The sequence below is a fragment of the Xenorhabdus sp. PB61.4 genome, assembly GCF_963894935.1.
GTDB lineage: Bacteria > Pseudomonadota > Gammaproteobacteria > Enterobacterales > Enterobacteriaceae > Xenorhabdus > Xenorhabdus stockiae.
Genome location: NZ_CAWQJR010000149.1, coordinates 25,392 through 44,044, shown reverse-complemented (window position 1 = coordinate 44,044; position 18,653 = coordinate 25,392). Strand labels below are relative to the sequence as shown.

Sequence of the window (18,653 nt, the reverse complement as noted above, 5' to 3'; positions counted from 1 at the left end):
ATCTTGACAATGACTTAGTGCTAAGGATATTAATCTATGACATGTCAATGTTCTAAAGTTATTATTTGATCTATCTAAGATATATCTAATATAACCAATAGATTTTAAATTGCTGATAATAGCAAGGGAGAGGCCATATGAAGAGCCTGATTATAAATCAGTATTCCACCATGCATGCTTTGATGTCAGGGGTATTTGATGGAATGTTTGCAATAGCAGAAATCAGTCAAGGCGGCTCATTTGGTATTGGTTGCTCACATGCGCTCGCAGGTGAAATGATCGCACTGGATGATACCTTTTTTGAAATTCAGGGGGCAGGTAATGTACGTCGGTTTAGTGAGTATGACCAGCTTCCTTTTGCTCAGTTGACATACTTTAATCCCAGTGAGCAGTTTCCCGTTTCGGATATCAGCAAAAAAGATCTTTACTCAGAATTATCGGCTCAGGTAAATATTAATAATATTTTTGCTGCTGTAAAAATTGAAGGAATATTTAAAAAGGTCTGGCTACGTCGGACTAATTATCAGAAAAAGCCCTATAAGACTTTTATTGAAGCGATTGTCGAACAATCAGAAGAAACATTACACAATGTCTCTGGTGTGTTGGTTGGTTTTTGGTCGCCTGATATTTTTCACGGTATTTCTGTTGCGGGGTTTCATATTCATTTTATCGATGATGAACGAAAAAATGGTGGGCATGTTTTTGATTTTGAGTTGCAAAGTGGTCTGTTAAGTTATGAGCCAAAGCAGAATATAAAGATTCATCTGCCAGATAATAGTGAATATATTAATGCTGACCTCACTGTTAATGATTTGGATGAGGCTATCAGAAAAGCAGAGGGCTGATTAAAGATTCATTGTTTTATTATTTGTTCATGGAGGGGAAGCTCGAAATCTTTCCCTCCATTCTATTGTTAATTATTTACTTTCAGAGTGGTTGTATATTCAACAGGAACCCAGTCATATTTTTGTTGATTCTGACGAAGATGACCTATCCCCGGGAATGGCAAATGAGCGGCACCAATTAGCCATTTTTCATCTGACGCTTTTTTAAAGATCGATTTGCGTGCTTCAATGGCTTTATTGTTATCTATATCAAATTCAATCGAAACTTCCGGATGTTCCAATTGTACTGCGTAAAAATGTATCATATCCCCTAATATCAACATGTTATTTTTACCTGAATTCAGCAGGTATGAAGTATGCCCCGGGGTATGACCAGAAGTCGATATTGCTTTGATGCCGGGGATAATGTTCTCCCCGCTTTGAAAAGTACGCAGTGCTTGTTTAGCAACATACGGTTCGATGGCATTCAATGTTTGAGTGATGAATGAACGATTTATTTCAGTGGCTGAAGCGATGGTTTCAGGTGCTTGCCAGAAGTTTTTTTCTTCCTCAGAAATATATAGGGTCGCATTCGGGAATACAATTTCACCACTCGGGGAGGTGATGCCACAGGCGTGATCCGGGTGCATGTGTGTCAGTAATATTGCTTTGACCGATTCTGGCTGATAACCAGCGGCACGGATATTATTCACAATATTTCCCGCAGTAGGGCCAAAGCAATTGCTGCTACCGGCATCAATCAATACCAAACCTTCTTTGGTGTTGACAAGGTAGGCAGTGATCGCGGTTTGAATACCCTCTTTATTTTCAATCTGGAACATCCGTGTAATCAGACTGTTGATACTGTTGATATCAAGTCCTTTCAATAAAGAAGGAGAAAGATCAACATACCCATCATAAACAGCGGTCACCATTACATCACCGAGCATATGGTGGTAATAACCGGGTGCCTGATTTACAGGTTGCTCAGCAGGTTTAGCCAATGCGGTGGGGATAGTAAATGTTGTGATGATACCTGTTAGTGCTAATGTCATTGCGAGATATGATGTTTTTAAAATATTTTTCATTATGTGCTCCAAAGAAATTTAACGGAATATATCCTTCGTCTTTCAAGCTGCCTCTTTGTTGGCTGCGCTCATTCACCCCAGTCACCGTTTTTATAAATATACGGTTATCTATGCTCCCGGGGATTACTGAGAGGCTCCTGCCTCTCACCGGAGGCCAGCCTTTGGCTGGGCAAATTCGTTCCCGACGAATTTGTTACTCTCTTGCCGCCGCGACGCAACTTGAAATCCATTGGATATAAGATGGTATTAATTTATGCAATTTTAAAATTATTTCAGGAAAATAGAGTAGGCAGATAAAATAAAATCCTGATAATTAATTACAGAGGATGATATAAAATAAAAAAAATAAATAACATGTGTTTATTGAGTCAAAAATATATCTTCCATTATTAAAAAAGATAATTTTTCGATAAGTTATTTTTTACGTCCGTCATATTCTTGTTCAAACATTCTTGCTCCTGTTCCCGTTTCTCCCAGAATATCATTTGGGTTGCGTAACGGGCATTCTGTCAGGGAAAGGCATCCACAGCCAATGCAACTATCCAGATAGTCGCGTAGATGGGTTAATTTTGTGATGCGTTGTTCCAGCGTATCCCGCCATTGTGAGGAAAGTATGCGCCATTGTTCGGCTGTCAGTTTACTGTTAGGAGGGAATTGGCTAAGGACTTTCTGTATTTCTTTTAATGGGATGCCGGTGCTTTGTGCGACTTTGATAATTGCGATGTAACGTAGTACAACAGCGGGAAAGCGGCGCTGATTTCCTGAATTACGTGAACTTTTTATTAATCCTTTCGATTCATAAAAATGCAGTGTTGATATCGCCACTCCACTACGTTTTGCCACTTCTCCAACCGTTAATGCCCTATTAATATCAATATGTTTATTTTTTTCCATTTCTATTGACCTCAGGTTAACTAGAGGTTTTATAGTGACATTTGATTTTTTTGTCAAATTTAAAAAGGTTGTATTGTTATTCCATATTTTGAAAAGGGTTGTATTTTTTATTTTCAGTTCATCTGTCTCATCAGCATTATTTGTTTTTTTCTTTCAATACATGACTGTTATTGAAGAATAACGGATATAAACAGAATATTTATCGACAGGAGCCATTATGGTCAGCCAAATTCTACCTAAGTCATCTTCCCTTTTCCCAGAGCCTTCAGCCAGTCTTCCATTGGCACTTATTTCTCTTAATGACTGGGGATTGGTTACTGTTACCGGTATGGATAGCCAGAAATATCTTCAGGGGCAACTGACTGCCGATATCAATATTCTGGCTGAAAACCAGCATGTACTGACGGCTCACTGTGATGCCAAAGGAAAAATGTGGAGTAGTCTGAGGTTATTTCATCGTGATGAAGGGTATGCCTATATTGAGCGTCGCAGTGTGATTGAGATACAGCTTGCTGAATTAAAGAAATATGCGGTGTTCTCTAAAGTTATGGTGGCTGAGGAAACGGAAAGTTTGTTATTGGGGGTTGCGGGTGAAAATTGCCGGGCTGCATTGGCAGCATTTTTTCCTGTTTTGCCAGATGTGAATAATACGGTTATTCAGCATGATGCTACTACGCTACTTTATTTTTCATCGCCGCAGGAGAGATTTTTATTAATCACAGATACTGTGATGGCCGCAGAGTTAATGGAAAAATTTCCGGCACAGCTAAGTAATAGTGAACAGTGGCTGGCATTAGATATAGAAGCCGGTTTTCCAGTGATTGAGGCTGCTGTCAGCGCACAGCTCGTTCCTCAGGCGGTTAATCTCCACAATATTGAAGGCGGTATTAGTTTTGAAAAAGGGATGTACATGGGGCTGGCGACGATTGCCCGTACCAAATACCGTGGTGTTAACAAGCGGGCCATGTATTGGCTGGCCGGTGATTCCAGTTATCTTCCGGCGGTCGGGAGTGAATTAGAATGGCAGTTGGGTTCCCGCTGGCGCAAAACCGGAATGATCCTCTCTTCCCTCAGACTGGCTGATGGCACCGTCTGGATTCAGGCAGTACTGGGTAATGAGATGGAGGCTGATAGTATATTCTGTTTACCGGGTGATGATGGTTTTTTGCTTACCCTTAAAAATTAGCTAATTTTTAAGGGTTTTCGAATGTCTCAAATTTCAAAATCAAGCCAGGTCGGAATATTTTTATTACCTGTAACGACGCTGTTTTTAATTTTATCCAGTGATAAATCAGGGTTACACAGTAGTATGAATTCCCAGAGATAGTCACGTTGTAACTGGCCATGTTTAACTGCCATCCAGACCGTGTTGGGAGAGAAAAGATGACGGGCCTTGAGTGTGACTAAATCTGGATCAAGGTTATGCTGGCTGGCAGTTTCAGCAACTATTCCGACTCCTAACCCCAGTTTTACGTAGGTTTTGACTACGTCAGAGTCCTGCGCACTGAGGACAATATCCGGGTTGAGCCGCGCATGATGAAATGCTTTATCAATCTGAGAACGCCCGGCAATACCATATCGGTAAGTGACTAATGGGTAAGTTGCCAGTTGTTCCAATGTAATATCAGGGTTCCAGACCAGTTCATGTTCCGCAGGAACCAGTAAAGAGTGATGCCAGTCAAACCAGGGGAATGCAGTAATATTGCTATTCTGGGTCAGCATTTCTGATGCAATACCAATATCTGCCTCACCGTTAAGTAACATTTTCATGATTTCTGTGGGCGAACCCTGATTAAGTACCAGCCGGATCCCCGGGTAGATTTCACGGAATACTTTTATCACTTGGGGAAGGCTATAACAGGCTTGGGTATGGGTAGTGGCAATGGTCAGTACTCCCTGATGCTGCCCGGTAAAGTGTTCAGCTAATCGCTGAGCCTTGTCAGCATCATTAAGTATGCGGCGTGCTATGGTCAGCATCTCTTTGCCCGGCTCTGTCAGCCCAAGGAACCGCTTACCATGACGAATGAATAACTCAACACCTAATTCTTCTTCCAACTCGCGAATATGACGGCTAATGCCTGATTGTGATGTATAGAGCACTTTTGCCACTTCCGTCAGGTTAAAATGGCAGCGTTCTGCTTCACGGATAATTCTTAGCTGTTGAAAGTTCATTGCACCGGGGTTGTCAGAAAAATATTTCGTCAATATAGAAATATATTCTCTGGCTAGTAAATAATTTAATTATAAAAGTTATTCTTTTAAGTAATAAATAAATTGTGAATCATGAACCAATCGTAATATACCTGTCGCGCATTACACGCTATGTGTTGCGTTCTATTGCCACTTTTTAGATTTACAAAGTAAAAATATTTATTTCTCTTCATTTGCTTCGAGATTTAAAAATGAAATAACTGATTCTAATCCTGGCTGCATAAGTGGGGTTTCTATGCGTATTTTCTTTTTAGGTGGTAACCGGACATCGTTATTTAAGTCTCGTTTCCTGCCTTGGTTGCTACCGGGATTACTTGTTGTGTGCTGGCAAGTTGCTGGTTATGAAGGCTGGCTATCGGATCGTATATTGCCCCCACCTGAAAAGGTACTGCAAGCAGGATGGACGTTACTGCAAAACGGGGAACTCTGGAGCAATCTTTATATCAGTACCTGGCGTGCTTTGAGTGGGTTTGCCATTGGTGGCACCTGTGGACTCGCATTGGGGGTGATAACGGGGTTGTCAAAAACCGGGGAACGCTTGCTGGATAGCACGGTTCAGATGTTGCGTAATGTTCCGCATTTGGCACTGATCCCACTGGTTATTTTGTGGTTTGGTATTGATGAGCGTGCCAAAATATTTTTAGTTTCTCTGGGGACTTTCTTCCCTATCTACCTTAATACCTCTCATGGGATCCGCCATCTTGATCGGGGATTAATTGAGATGGCTCGTAACTATGGGCTTAATGGCTGGCGTTTGTTCTGGCAGGTTATTTTACCGGGAGCAATGCCTTCGATCCTTGTTGGTGTCCGTTTTTCACTCGGCTTAATGTGGCTGACCCTGATTGTTGCTGAAACTATTTCTGCTGATGCCGGCATAGGTTATCTGGCGATGAATGCCCGTGAGTTTTTGCAGACAGATGTCGTGGTATTGGCGATTATTCTGTACGCGCTGCTGGGTAAACTGGCTGATATGGTGGCATACGGGCTTGAAGTCTGGTTATTGCGTTGGCATCCGTCATGGCAGACAGGAGGAAGAAACTCATGAAGCATCTGTCGTTAGTTCAGCAAGGGCTAAGCCTGACTCTGGAGGGTGTCAGCAAACAGTTTGGTGAGCGTGAAATCCTTAAATCCCTCAATTTATCCATTCAGAAAGGCCAGTTTGTGGCTATTGTCGGACGTAGTGGCTGTGGCAAAAGCACGTTACTACGCCTTCTGGCGGGGCTGGAATCTGTTTCCGCAGGTAGTCTGAGTGCTGACGGTGATCCCCTGAGTGCATCCGAGAGTGAAGTACGGATGATGTTTCAGGATGCGCGTCTGCTTCCCTGGAAAAAAGTGATTGATAACGTTGGGCTGGGGCTTAGCGGTAACTGGAAACCGGAAGCACTGGCTGTACTGGAAGCTGTCGGTCTGGCTGACAGAGCGAATGACTGGCCTTCGGCATTGTCGGGAGGACAAAAGCAGCGTGTGGCATTGGCTCGCGCTCTGATTCACCGCCCCCGTTTATTATTGCTTGATGAGCCGTTTGGCGCACTGGATGCTCTGACCCGTCTGGAAATGCAGCAGTTATTAACGCGACTCTGGCAGCAGTATGGGTTTACCGTCATTTTAGTGACTCATGATGTTCATGAAGCCGTTCTGATCGCAGATCGGATCTTACTGATAGAGCAGGGGGAGATCGGTATGGATCTGGAGGTCCCACTTGGACGTCCCAGAACAATTACGATGCCAACTTTATCTGCATTAGAAGCTCAGGTTCTTGAGGCAATTATGGCACCGGGTGAGCAGGGGAAGCATGATCGCCATTCGGATTGGCTGCATTCCGGTAAAACGGATAACCCTGAAAGTGCTGCCAGATAATCAGGCATCGTAATCATTACGAGCAATCATCTAAAAGAAAAATAAATACAAATCTGTCCGCGACACTATCTATCAAGGAAAACACAATGACAGTTTATGGCAATAGTGACATTAATCTCTTCTGGTTCTTACCTACCCACGGTGAGGGGCGCTATTTAGGTACTGCCAAAGGTGGGCGTGCTGTTGATCTTCCTTACCTGCAACAAATTGCTCTGGCTGTTGATAGCCTTGGTTATCACGGTGTTCTGATCCCAACCGGAAGAGGTTGCGAAGATCCGTGGCTGGTGGCTTCTGCGCTGGTACCTGTCACCCGTAATCTGCGTTTTCTGGTCGCGGTACGGCCGGGATTACAGCCACCTTCACTTGCTGCAAGGATGACGGCCACGCTGGACAGGCTTTCTGAGGGGCGGGTTCTTATTAATGTCGTGACCGGCGGTGATCCGGTGGAAAATAAAGGTGATGGTATTTTCCTTAGCCATGCTGACCGTTATCAGCTTACCCGTGAATTTCTTGATATTTATTCCCGTATGCTGGCAGGTGAAAAAGTAGATTATCAGGGGAAACATTTACAGGTAGAAGGGGCAGAATTATTGTTTCCGCCTATCCAGAAAAATGGCCCTCCGCTCTATTTTGGTGGTTCTTCTGAAGATGCGCTTGATGTGGCAGCACAGCAGGTTGATACCTATCTGACCTGGGGCGAGCCACCTGAACTGGTTGCCCAGAAACTACAACAGGTTCGTGAGCGCGCAGAGAAGCAGGGCCGGACGCTGGAATATGGTATTCGTCTGCATGTTATTGTCCGTGAGACAGAAGAGGAAGCATGGGCTGCGGCTGATCGCCTGATTGCTCATTTGGATGATGAGACTATCGCTCAGGCTCAGAAAATCTTTTCCCGGATGGATTCTGCCGGACAGGCACGGATGAATTCACTTCATCAGGGTTCAAGGGATAATTTACAGATTGCGCCGAACTTATGGGCTGGTGTGGGTCTGGTTCGTGGTGGTGCCGGAACAGCGCTGGTCGGAAGCCCTGAACAGGTAGCTGAACGGATCCGCGAATATCAGGCATTGGGGATCAGTAATTTTATTTTCTCCGGCTATCCTCACCTCGAAGAAGCACATCGGTTTGCCGAATTGGTCATGCCATTGCTGAAAACAGATTCAGCGCAGGTAAACAAGGCGAATTCAACGATCCGTTCTGCCAAAGCAGGCGCTTTTGGTGAAAGCATTGGGGGCGCTGAGCGGCCAGTCACAGAGGAACCTCAGAAAGAGTATGCTGAATAAAAGTGCTCGATCGTGGATAAGCAAGATTATCAAGCATGAAGACTGAAAGGGATAATTCAGGCACCCGTTGCCGCTCCCTGTGTAGGGAGCATTGGCAAACGTAAAAATGGGGTTATCAATCGGTGTGGCTGTGGATTCGTAGTACTGAATAGCGATGATGGCCATATCGGATCTATTAAGGTTACTTGTCAGGGATGACTTCAGACCCCAATCAGACGGTCAATTATGGTGTATTGACCGGAATATTATCTAAAGACCAGCTTGCACTACGGACATTGATTTTTACAGGCAATAATCTGAGACGGGTAAAGGTATCAGCAAGAACCTGTTGCTGGTTAAAAACAGTCGGTGTCATCCGCTCAGCACCATAAGTAAAACGTGCAAGCGTCCGTTGCCAGATAGCTTTATCAAGTTTCGTGGCGTTGGCAAGAATGGTAGCAGCTTCGTCAGGATGCTGATTTGCCCAGTCACTGAGAACAACTAATTCCTGAATGATTTTTTCCGCTGTTTGCGGATAAGTATCAACAAATTTACGGCTGGCAAGATAGAACGTGTAATGAGGTACCAGCCCTTCACCATTAGTTATCTGGCGTGCTCCGGTATTGATTTCGACTTCGGACAGGAAAGGATCCCAGGTAGCCCAGGCATCAATGGCTCCTCGCTGGAAAGCTGCGCGGGCATCGGCAGGGGGTAAATAAACCGGCTTTATATCCTTATAGCTCAATCCGGCTTTTTCCAGCGCAGCGGCAAGCAAATAGTGCACATCAGAACCCTTATTCAGCGCAACGCGCTTACCTTTCAGATCCTGAATAGTTTTAATGGCAGAGTCTTTCGGAACCACAATGGCTTCAGTTTTCGGGTGAGCAGGGGCGTAGGCGAGATAAACTAAATCTGCTCTTGCCGCCTGAGCAAAAACAGGGGGAACATCACCGGTTGATGCCAAATCGATACTGCCAACATTAAGCCCTTCCAGCATTTGTGGCCCGGCAGGAAATTCTACCCAACGTACCTTGATACCTTCTTTTTCTAATGCGTTATCCAGAGTTCCTCGGGATTTTAGCAACGTAAAAATATTCGATTTTTGATAACCAATAGTAATTTGCTGAGGTTGTGTAGCCAGTGCATTGCCAGAAAGGGCGAGTAATAGCAGTAAACTGCCAAAGCGTAATTTGTGTGCCATGCTTGATTTTCCTTGTTAACCGGATGCATTGATAAAGACGGGGATAACGGTATAGAAAGATAACAAAGCTGGTTTATGAATATTAAATAATAAAATTGCGTTTACTAGTGCTGATTTTGGATAACGACCAGTCAGACAGCTATTTTCATATGAGGATGTGGATCGTGTCGGGGCGACTGCTGACACACATCCTCGAAGCAAGATCAAGCGGTTAAATCAACCTGCTGATTATCAATCAAGCGTGTTTTGCCTAACCATGCTGCTATCAGGATCACTGCTTTTTTACTTTGTGGGGCTAAGGGTTGCAGATTTTCTGCGTCACGGATAAACAGCTCATCCGGTACAAAACCTTCTTCACGTAGATCCGTGGAAACTATCTCGAGCAGGTGTTCAATATTCCGCTCGCCACTTTTCAGTTTTTCGGCGGCGCGCTGCATAATCTGGTTTAATTGCGGCGCTATTTTTTTCTCTTCTGTAGAGAGAAGGCTGTTGCGTGAGCTTAAGGCCAGTCCCTTTTTATCACGGACAATAGGCACAGAAACCAGAGTGATATCATAAGCCATGTCAGTGATCATTTTGCGGATAATTTGTAACTGCTGAAAATCTTTTTCACCGAAATAGGCCAGATCCGGCTGAGTCAGGTTGAACAGTTTGCTGACAACCGTGGTGACTCCCCGGAAATGCCCCGGACGGCTGGCACCTTCAAGCATATGAGAAAGTTCAGGGACTTCAACAAAAGTCTGGCTGTCATTCAGGCCATGCGGATATATTTCGTTAGCATTGGGGGCAAACACTATATCGACATGACGACGGCTCAGTTTTTCGCAATCTTCCTGTAGGGTACGCGGATAATTGACTAAGTCATCTTCGCGATCAAATTGCATCGGATTAACAAAAATACTCACAATTACCACATCAGCCTGAGCCTTGGCGGTATCAACCAGAGCCATGTGACCATCATGCAGATTACCCATTGTAGGGACAAAGGCAATTCGTTTTCCTGCCTGACGCCAACGGCGAATTTCACGGCGTAAAATGGGGATTGTTTCTATGATCAGCATTGCTCTACTCCTTTAATTAGCAGTCATAATTAGCAATCATGCTGGGTTATACTCGTTATTTTTCTGAAAACTTAGTGTTTTTCTGGAAATCTCGCGGGTATAAATCAGTTGAATGAATGAGCTTGGTCAGGGTACGTGCCATTTTCTACCTGTTCGATGTACAGGCTGATGGCATCTCGTATGTTGCCGGTCTCTTTAAGGAAGTCCTTAGCGAATTTGGGTGGTTTGGCGGTAATGCCTAAAGCATCATGCATAACGAGGATCTGACCATCTGTATGGTTCCCCGCACCAATGCCAATAACCGGAATTTCCAGCGCTTCGGTGATTTTCCGGCCCAATTCTGTTGGTACACACTCCAGCACTAATAGCTGCATGCCTGCTTTTTCCAAAGCGATGGCATCGTCGAGCAGTTGCTGAGCTGTCGCTTCATCACGTCCCTGAACTTTGTAACCTCCCAGCACATTAACGGCTTGTGGAGTCAGGCCCAGATGTCCGCAAACAGGCACAGAGCGCTCAGTCAGCATTTTTACTGTTTCACACAACCAGCTTCCGCCTTCAATCTTGACCATATTGGCCCCCGAACGCATTAATTCAGCCGCATTATTGCAGCTTTGCTCCGGTGTGGCGTAGCTCATGAAAGGCATATCTGAGATGAGAAAAGTCTGGGGAGCGCCGGTACGGACGCTTTTGGTGTGGTAGGCAATATCTTCAACAGTAACCGGTAAGGTGGAATCAAACCCCTGAACGGTCATGCCGAGTGAATCACCAATAAGTATGACTTTGATGCCCTGTGCAGCAAAAAGGTGAGCGAAGCTGGCATCATAGGCTGTAATTGTTGCGAACTTACGTTTCTCTTTTTTTAACTGGCTAAGGTGAGCCAGAGATGTGGGTTTCATTGTTATCTCCTGAATATTCATACCCGTTGTTGGGTATAGAGCCTTGTCCATTCGGGTATCTAAGCTGATACCCGCTGGAACAGGTTCTGATTATCCAGAAATAGGCCATGATTGTATGAGATATTGCGTTACTTTTCCTTTGTATACCCGTCGTCTTTTATGTTGTCTCTTTGTTGGCTGGGCAAATTCGTTTCCGACGAATTTGTCATTCCCTTGCTGCCGCGATACAACTTGAAATCCATTGGGTATAAAACTGCTATGTTACAACCAAAACGTCAGGCCATTTTCTGGAACATGTTTTAATCGTTCTGCTAATGTTTCTTTATCAGGAAACACAAGATCCGGGGCTATTTCTGCCAGCGGATAAAGCATAAATTCACGCTGTTTTAAACCGTAGTGGGGAATGGTCAGGCGTTCAGTATTAATAATGTGATCACCGAACAGCATAATATCTAAATCAAGCGTTCTTGGCCCCCAGCGTTCGTCTTTACGGACACGCCCTTGTGCCAGTTCTATTGCCTGAGTGTGATCAAGCAATATTTCCGGTTGTAAGTTTGTATCTAATGCAACAACCAGATTGAGGTAATCAGGCTGATCCTGCGGCCCCATAGGTTTAGTCCGATAAAATGAGGAACGGTTAATAAACGTTGTATCAGGGATCGATTTAAGTGCAGCAAGTGCATTATTAACTTGCTGCAAGGGGGAGGCCAGATTACTGCCAATGGCGATATAAACCCGGGTCATACTAGTTGTTGTTCCTGTTATGACGAAGATGGTTGCCACGGCGGTGACGGGTTCTGCGACGGACAGGCTCGCTGCCAAGCTCGGAGATCATGCCCCGCTGCTGTGATGCGGTTGATTGCTGGAATTCTGTCCACCAATGTACCAGTTCTTTCAGCTCATGGCGTGGTTCAATGCTGGCGCGTAATTCTAATAAATCGTAGGCTGCCCGGAATTTCGGGTGTTCCATTAATTTATTTGCCCGTTTACCCTGACGACGCGGCAGGCGAAGCTGCAACAGCCAGATATCACGCATTGTTGTGGTATGACGCTTCGGAATGGCGATAGAACGACACTGTTCATCAAGAATATCATTCATGGCCAGGGCGAAAGCATCGTAATACTGTAAGCCCCCTTCTTGAGTCAGCTTCTCGGCATGTTCAATCAGTGGATACCACAATATTGCCGCAAATAGGAAAGCCGGATTGACCCGTTTGTCGTTCTGGAGACGGTAATCGGTATTTTTTAATACCTGTTCCAGCAGTTTTTCCATCGGCGAATCACCGGATTGGGTGAAACCGCGCTGGATTAACGGAAATAGTGGCTCAAACAACTGGTATTCACACAGTAGCTTATATGTGCTGTAACCGTGCCCTGATTGCAGAAGTTTCAGGGACTCTTCGAACAGGCGTGCTGACGGAATATCCCGCAACAGGAATGCCAGACGAGGGATTGGCTCAGCGGTGTTCTTTTCGATGGTCATGTTAAGCTTGCTGGCGAAGCGGACTGCACGCAACATCCGCACTGGATCTTCCCGGTAGCGGGTTTCCGGATCACCAATCAGGCGTATGATCCCTTTTTCCAGATCAGCCATTCCACCGACATAATCCCGTAATGCGAAATCTTCAATCCCGTAATAAAGGCTATTAATTGTAAAATCGCGGCGTGCAGCATCTTCTTCCACAGAACCAAAGATATTGTCTCGCAATAGCATTCCGCTCTGGGCTTTATGTGACTGATTACGATCATTGCTTTCAACTTGTTCATGTGGCCCACGGAATGTGGCAACTTCAATGACATCCGGCCCGAACATAATGTGAGCGAGACGGAAGCGACGACCAACAAGACGGCAATTGCGGAATAATTTGCGAACCTGTTCAGGGGTAGCATTGGTCGCGATATCAAAATCTTTGGGTTTTTTATGCAACAGTAAATCACGGACACCGCCGCCGACTAAATAAGCCTCAAAACCCGATTTATTCAGGCGATATAAAACCTTCAATGCATTATCACTGATATCTTTACGTGAAATAGAATGCTGTTCCCGTGAAATAACGGTAATTGGGGAATCAGAAGGTTTTGCCTTTCCGGATTTATTCTTCATTTTGATGTTTTCAGCATTTGATGAAGATATGCGATTCACTCTGCGGCGTTTAGGCAGAGTGCTGCTCTTTTTATGAGCAGGATGGTCAGATATGGTGACTGGCCTTTCACTGGCTGCCTGTGTTTCGCGTTTTATCTTGGTTTCGCGGATCAGCAAATTACGGCAGAAAGTTGCTACTCGGTTAAAAATGGTACACCTCGATAGTGACGGATAAAATTAAAACAAAAACAGCCGCTAATCATAACTTACTGGGCATTCTTTGAGAATGCTTGCAGTATCAATAGAAACACTTTATTTAAATTGTCCATTGATTATGCCCTGAGGCGGAACATGATTTATATTCCAGCCAATAATTGCCTGCTTTAGCAGTTGTTCTGTGGTGATATCCTGCCAGCCAGCAATCGTTGGCTGGTTTAAAAATGATAACGCTTTCACCAGCAATGGACGTGGATCATCAAGAGGGATCGGTTTTGCATGATTTTGCTTGGAAAGTTTATTTCCCTCTTTATTTAACACAAGAGGCAAATGTACATAGTCCGGTGTTGTAAAATTCAGATACCGATATAAGGATATTTGGCGAACCGTAGGTTCAATCAAATCTGCTCCTCTGACAATTTCAGTGATGCCTTGATAGTTATCATCAATAACAACGACAAGATTATAGGCGAATAATCCATCTTTGCGATGAATAATGAAGTCCTCTTCAGCCATTTTTACCGGTACGGTAACATTACCTTGTAATTTGTCGTAAAAATCATACACAGGGTGATCCTGTTTCAGGCGAATAGCGGCATTATGGGCTGGTAGTTGTCGATGCTGGCAGTGAGCATCATAAAATCCGCCCAGATGATGAATGCGCTGGCGGGTACAGGTACAGTAATAACTGTTTCCCTGCTGCTGCAACTGGGCAAGTATCGCCCGATAAGCCTCATGACGTTGGGACTGGTACAGCACTTCTCCGTCCCAGTGAAGCCCATAGTGCTCTAAGGCACGCAGTATTCTATCCGCTGAACCGGGAATTTCCCGTGGCGGATCAATATCATCAATACGCATCAGCCACTTACCGTGGTGAACACGGGCCTGTAAATAGCTACCCAGAGCTGTCACCAGAGAGCCAAAGTGGAGATCGCCAGATGGGGAGGGTGCGAAACGCCCGATGTATGATGAGGAGTGTTCGGATTCAGATTGAGTCATGTCAGGATCAGATGAAAGGTATATACGGCGCCTTTCAGCGCCGTACTCACCTACCCATTAGCCAGCCATTTGCTTTTCGCGAATTTCAGCTAACGTTTTACAGTCAATACATAAATCAGCTGTAGGACGCGCTTCCAAACGACGGATGCCGATTTCAACCCCACAGGATTCACAGAAGCCAAAATCATCATCTTCGACTTTTTTCAGCGTTTTTTCGATCTTTTTGATCAACTTACGTTCACGATCCCGATTACGTAATTCAAGACTGAATTCTTCTTCTTGCGCCGCACGGTCAACCGGATCAGGGAAGTTAGCTGCCTCATCTTGCATATGAGATACAGTACGGTCTACTTCATCCCTGAGTTGATTGCGCCATGCTTCCAGAATGAGCTTGAAATGCGTTAACTGGGCATCGTTCATGTATTCTTCGCCTGGCTTCTCTTGGTAAGGTTCTACCCCAGCGATGGCGAGAATGCTCAAGGACGAGGTTTTACGTTTTTGCCCTTCTTGCATAATGCTTCTCCTTACACACGCACTATCAAACGAGCCCCCTGACAGTAGGGGGAAAAAAATAGGCCGCTATAAATAGCAGATGACTGCGAGGTTGGCAATTATTCCTACCATTAGTTTTGCAATGGTGTGAAGGCAGCCGTGTTTACTGCCTAAATATGCTGCAAAACTCACCTCATCAGCATGATCTGTTTACAAATCATCCCATTGATACAAAAGGCAATTTGTGACTTAGAACCATCCTGTTTTCTGTCATGCTGGCCCCGTAACAGATTACTTCGACCCCTAAATTGCATGCTTGTTCCAAAAGAAAAGCATAATCGTGGTCAATATGTTTTGCTGCCATAACGTGACTAATGCCGGAATGTAGCACGGCAAAGCACAGGACAGCCCGCTGTCCCTGTTGTGCTATCAATGATAGTTCACGTAAATGTTTTTGCCCACGAATTGTCACAGCATCAGGAAAATAACCATTATTTCCCTGCAACAGGGTGACTGATTTCACTTCAATATAGCAGTTAACTTTTTGTTTTGACTCTAACAATAAATCTATCCGGCTTTTCTCTTTTCCATAGCCCACTTCGCGGCTGATTTTTTCGTAACCGGATAATTCTGAAATGAGATCTTTTTCAATGGCCTGAAAAACCAGATCGTTGGCTCTGAGAGTATTGACACAAATCCAGTGCCCGTCCTGAGTCTGCGTTAACTCCCAGCTATTGGGGTATTTACGTTTCGGATTATCAGAGGTGGAATACCAAACGGTATCGCCCGGTGTTGCGCATCCGGTCATTGCTCCGGTATTGGCACAGTGTATGGTCAGCGTTTCACCTTCCGGAGTCAGAACATCGGCCAGAAAACGTTTATAACGGCGAATTAATGTAGCGTGCTTTAGCGGTGGTGAAAATTCCATAAACTTTCCTTTATACCTCAATTGATAGTTTCATCATGACGTAACCTGCGGGGGAGTCACATGAACTAAAATTAAACGGAAACTGAAATTAAAGTCGCTAATGCTACAATGGCACCCATTGAAAGTTAATCATTATGGTGAACCTTTGTTATTACCCATTTATGACGTTGTGGATTCAGTCATAGCTCAGCTGGAAACTTCAAAACAGGTATTACTGCATGCCCCGACCGGTGCCGGAAAATCAACCGGCCTACCGCTGGCAATTCTCAACAAGTCACGGTTTAGTGGGCGGATCATCATGCTGGAACCCCGGCGTATTGCGGCACGGAGTGTTGCGGAGCGTCTGGCAGAACAATTGAATGAGCCTGTCGGCAGAACGGTGGGATACCGGATGCGTCTGGAAACAAAAGTCAGTGCTCACACACGCCTCGAAGTGGTTACTGAAGGTATCCTGAACCGGATGTTGCAGCAAGATCCTGAATTGAGTGGTGTCTCTCTCGTTATCCTTGATGAGTTCCACGAACGTAGCTTACAGGCCGATCTGGCTTTGGCGCTGTTATTAGATGTACAGGAAGGATTACGGGATGATTTGCGTATTCTGGTGATGTCTGCAACGCTGGATAACCAGCGCCTTTCTTCTTTATTACCAGAAGCACCGATTGTGGTCTCAGAAGGTCGTAGTTATCCGGTAACGAGAAGCTATCATTCCCTGCCTGCTCATCTGCCTTTTGAACAATCAGTGGCGTCAACAGTATTACGTTTGTTGCAGCAGGAGTCTGGGTCGTTACTGCTGTTTTTACCCGGTGTGAGGGAAATTCAGCGGGTGCAGACTTACTTAGAAGAAAAAGTCGGTAGCGATACATTATTGTGTCCGCTATATGGTGCGTTATCGTTAACAGATCAGCGGATGGCGATAATGCCAGCTCCGGCAGGAAAGCGTAAGGTTGTACTGGCGACCAATATTGCAGAAACTAGCCTGACTATTGAAGGTATTCGTCTGGTGGTGGACAGTGGTCTGGAACGTACCAGCCGGTTTGAACCCCGGACAGGCTTAACCCGTTTGATCACCCAGCGTATCAGTCAGGCATCAATGGTGCAGCGGGCGGGGCGAGCCGGCAGGCTGGAAGCGGGTGTCTGCTGGCATTTGTTCAGTCAGGAACAGGCCGAGCGGGCAGCGGAACACAGCGAACCTGAGATTCTGCATGCCGATTTGAGTAGCTTTCTGCTTTCGTTACTACAGTGGGGATGCCGCGACAGTACTCAACTACGCTGGCTGGATAATCCACCACAGGCTGCACTGGCTGTTGCCCGCACTCTGCTTGTACGGCTGGGAGCACTGGATGATAAGCAGCAGTTAACCGCCCGTGGCTGGCAAATGACAGAATCTGGTTGTGAGCCTCGCTTAGCCGCCATGTTGTGCCTGGCTAAAGAGCAGTATGACAGGCAGGATTCAGATCGGGGAATATTGGCAACGGCAGCAAAACTTGTCGCAATCCTTGAAGAACCACCGCGCCGGGGACAGTTGGATCTCACTCATTGCCTTAATACTCTTCAACCGAACTGGCAGCAACGGTCAAAACAGTTACTCAGGGAACTGGCGGGTAATAATATGGCAAATGTTGCCGATAGTAATGTGAAGTATATACCTGAGTTACTGGTACAGGGGTTCCCCGACAGAATTGCAAAAAATCGTGATAATCTCGGGCGATTCCAACTGGCTACAGGTCTGGGAGCTATGCTTGCACGGGAGGAGCCGCTTTCGGGGGAGACATGGCTGGTGGCGCCTTTATTACAGCAGGGTAATAAGATGCCAGATGCACATATTTTGCTTGCTTGTCCATTAGATATTGAGCAAATCATCCGGCAATATTCTTCTTTGTTTACAGAACAGACAGCTATTGAATGGGATGATAATAAAGGCACCTTGCGGGCATGGAAAAGACTGAAATGTGAACGATTGACGGTCAGGTCACAGCCTTTGGCAAAACCCTCAGATGCCGAATTGCAGGAAGCTTTGCTGAACTGGGTTCGGCAGGAAGGTCTGGCAGCGCTGAACTGGTCACAGGAAGCATTGCAGCTGCGTGTTCGTTTACAGCGGGCGCAGGAATGGCTGCCGGAAACGCAATGGCCAGCGGTTGATGATGAAGCGTTATTGGCTTCTCTTGAACAGTGGTTACAACCGGTGCTGGAAGGTGTGAGAAATTTGAAAGGCTTGCAGCAGGTTGAACTGTCAGCCGCTCTGGTGAGTTTACTTGACTGGCAGCAACGGCAAGTACTGGATAATGAATTGCCTACTAATTACACTGTTCCAACCGGAAGCCGGATTGGTATCGAATATTTTTATGATAAACCCCCCGTACTATCCGTAAAAATGCAGGAAATGTACGGAGAACAGCAAAATCCGGCTGTGGCAAAAGGGCGTGTACCTGTCGTTGTTGAGCTATTGTCTCCGGCTCAGCGGCCGTTGCAAATCACGCAGGATCTTGCAGCATTCTGGCAGGGGGCTTACCGTGAAGTGCAAAAAGAGATGAAAGGGCGTTATCCAAAACACTTATGGCCCGATGATCCGGCAAATACAGCACCGACAAGGCGGGTAAAAAAATATATTTAGTTATTAAATAAAGAAATTAACTGGAGAATT

The 18,653-nt window shown here is 45.3% G+C and carries 17 protein-coding genes; 6 read left to right on the top strand and 11 right to left on the bottom strand.

The genetic code is table 11. The features are described from left to right. Window positions 1–137 precede the first annotated feature (137 nt). Window positions 138–845 carry an acetolactate decarboxylase gene (gene budA, locus AACX68_RS08690; RefSeq protein WP_228858885.1) on the top strand — a complete coding sequence of 236 codons (708 nt, stop codon included), beginning with the start codon at window positions 138–140 and terminating at the stop codon, window positions 843–845. 68 nt (window positions 846–913) lie between these two features. Here the strand turns inward: budA and AACX68_RS08685 are convergent, their stop codons facing one another. Both AACX68_RS08685 and soxR read right to left on the bottom strand, forming a co-directional pair. Further along, window positions 914–1,912 (bottom strand): MBL fold metallo-hydrolase, encoded by a 999-nt coding sequence (locus tag AACX68_RS08685; protein ID WP_228858884.1) that lies wholly within the window; start codon window positions 1,910–1,912, stop codon window positions 914–916. A gap of 414 nt (window positions 1,913–2,326) precedes the next feature. Next, a complete protein-coding gene (soxR, locus tag AACX68_RS08680) occupies window positions 2,327–2,806 on the bottom strand; it encodes a redox-sensitive transcriptional activator SoxR (RefSeq protein WP_228858883.1) in 480 nt (159 codons plus the stop codon). Window positions 2,807–3,023: 217 nt separating this feature from the next. On the opposite strand from soxR, the gene ygfZ reads away from it, so the two are divergent. After that, window positions 3,024–3,992 carry a tRNA-modifying protein YgfZ gene (ygfZ, locus tag AACX68_RS08675; protein ID WP_228858882.1) on the top strand — a complete coding sequence of 323 codons (969 nt, stop codon included), beginning with the start codon at window positions 3,024–3,026 and terminating at the stop codon, window positions 3,990–3,992. 26 nt (window positions 3,993–4,018) lie between these two features. On the opposite strand, the gene cbl is transcribed toward ygfZ, so the two are convergent. Beyond that, window positions 4,019–4,978 (bottom strand): HTH-type transcriptional regulator Cbl, encoded by a 960-nt coding sequence (cbl, locus tag AACX68_RS08670; protein ID WP_228858889.1) that lies wholly within the window; start codon window positions 4,976–4,978, stop codon window positions 4,019–4,021. Between the two features lie 274 nt (window positions 4,979–5,252). On the opposite strand from cbl, the gene ssuC reads away from it, so the two are divergent. From ssuC to ssuD, 3 genes are all read left to right on the top strand, one after another. Continuing rightward, the gene (ssuC, locus tag AACX68_RS08665; protein WP_228858881.1) at window positions 5,253–6,062 is read left to right on the top strand and encodes an aliphatic sulfonate ABC transporter permease SsuC; all 810 of its coding nucleotides are present in this window, start codon (window positions 5,253–5,255) and stop codon (window positions 6,060–6,062) included. Beyond that, the gene (ssuB, locus tag AACX68_RS08660) at window positions 6,059–6,874 is read left to right on the top strand and encodes an aliphatic sulfonates ABC transporter ATP-binding protein (protein ID WP_228858880.1); all 816 of its coding nucleotides are present in this window, start codon (window positions 6,059–6,061) and stop codon (window positions 6,872–6,874) included. Before ssuC ends, ssuB begins: the two co-directional genes overlap by 4 nt. Window positions 6,875–6,960: 86 nt before the next feature. Further along, window positions 6,961–8,157, top strand: coding sequence for an FMNH2-dependent alkanesulfonate monooxygenase (gene ssuD, locus AACX68_RS08655; RefSeq protein WP_228858879.1), 1,197 nt, complete (start codon window positions 6,961–6,963; stop codon window positions 8,155–8,157). A gap of 223 nt (window positions 8,158–8,380) precedes the next feature. On the opposite strand, the gene AACX68_RS08650 is transcribed toward ssuD, so the two are convergent. From AACX68_RS08650 to sfsA, 8 genes are all read right to left on the bottom strand, one after another. Further along, on the bottom strand, window positions 8,381–9,337 hold the full coding sequence (locus tag AACX68_RS08650; protein WP_228858878.1) for a sulfonate ABC transporter substrate-binding protein: 957 nt from the start codon (window positions 9,335–9,337) through the stop codon (window positions 8,381–8,383). Between the two features lie 203 nt (window positions 9,338–9,540). Continuing rightward, window positions 9,541–10,398, bottom strand: coding sequence for a pantoate--beta-alanine ligase (gene panC / locus AACX68_RS08645; protein ID WP_228858877.1), 858 nt, complete (start codon window positions 10,396–10,398; stop codon window positions 9,541–9,543). A 104-nt stretch (window positions 10,399–10,502) separates the two neighbouring features. Then, a complete protein-coding gene (panB, locus tag AACX68_RS08640) occupies window positions 10,503–11,294 on the bottom strand; it encodes a 3-methyl-2-oxobutanoate hydroxymethyltransferase (protein WP_228858876.1) in 792 nt (263 codons plus the stop codon). Window positions 11,295–11,555: 261 nt separating this feature from the next. After that, complete coding sequence (folK, locus tag AACX68_RS08635) at window positions 11,556–12,038, bottom strand: 2-amino-4-hydroxy-6-hydroxymethyldihydropteridine diphosphokinase (protein WP_099109975.1); 483 nt, start codon at window positions 12,036–12,038, stop codon at window positions 11,556–11,558. A 1-nt stretch (window position 12,039) separates the two neighbouring features. Then, window positions 12,040–13,398 carry a polynucleotide adenylyltransferase PcnB gene (gene pcnB, locus AACX68_RS08630; protein WP_228858888.1) on the bottom strand — a complete coding sequence of 453 codons (1,359 nt, stop codon included), beginning with the start codon at window positions 13,396–13,398 and terminating at the stop codon, window positions 12,040–12,042. Between the two features lie 291 nt (window positions 13,399–13,689). Next, the gene (gene gluQRS, locus AACX68_RS08625) at window positions 13,690–14,592 is read right to left on the bottom strand and encodes a tRNA glutamyl-Q(34) synthetase GluQRS (RefSeq protein WP_228858875.1); all 903 of its coding nucleotides are present in this window, start codon (window positions 14,590–14,592) and stop codon (window positions 13,690–13,692) included. 57 nt (window positions 14,593–14,649) lie between these two features. Beyond that, window positions 14,650–15,105, bottom strand: a complete 456-nt coding sequence (gene dksA, locus AACX68_RS08620; protein ID WP_099122427.1) for an RNA polymerase-binding protein DksA — start codon at window positions 15,103–15,105, stop codon at window positions 14,650–14,652. Between the two features lie 196 nt (window positions 15,106–15,301). Further along, window positions 15,302–16,012, bottom strand: a complete 711-nt coding sequence (gene sfsA / locus AACX68_RS08615) for a DNA/RNA nuclease SfsA (protein ID WP_099109971.1) — start codon at window positions 16,010–16,012, stop codon at window positions 15,302–15,304. Between the two features lie 100 nt (window positions 16,013–16,112). Between sfsA and hrpB the strand changes: the two genes are divergently transcribed. Next, entirely contained in the window at window positions 16,113–18,623 is a 2,511-nt protein-coding gene (gene hrpB / locus AACX68_RS08610; protein ID WP_228858874.1) for an ATP-dependent helicase HrpB, read from the top strand. The last annotated feature ends 30 nt before the right edge of the window (window positions 18,624–18,653 follow it).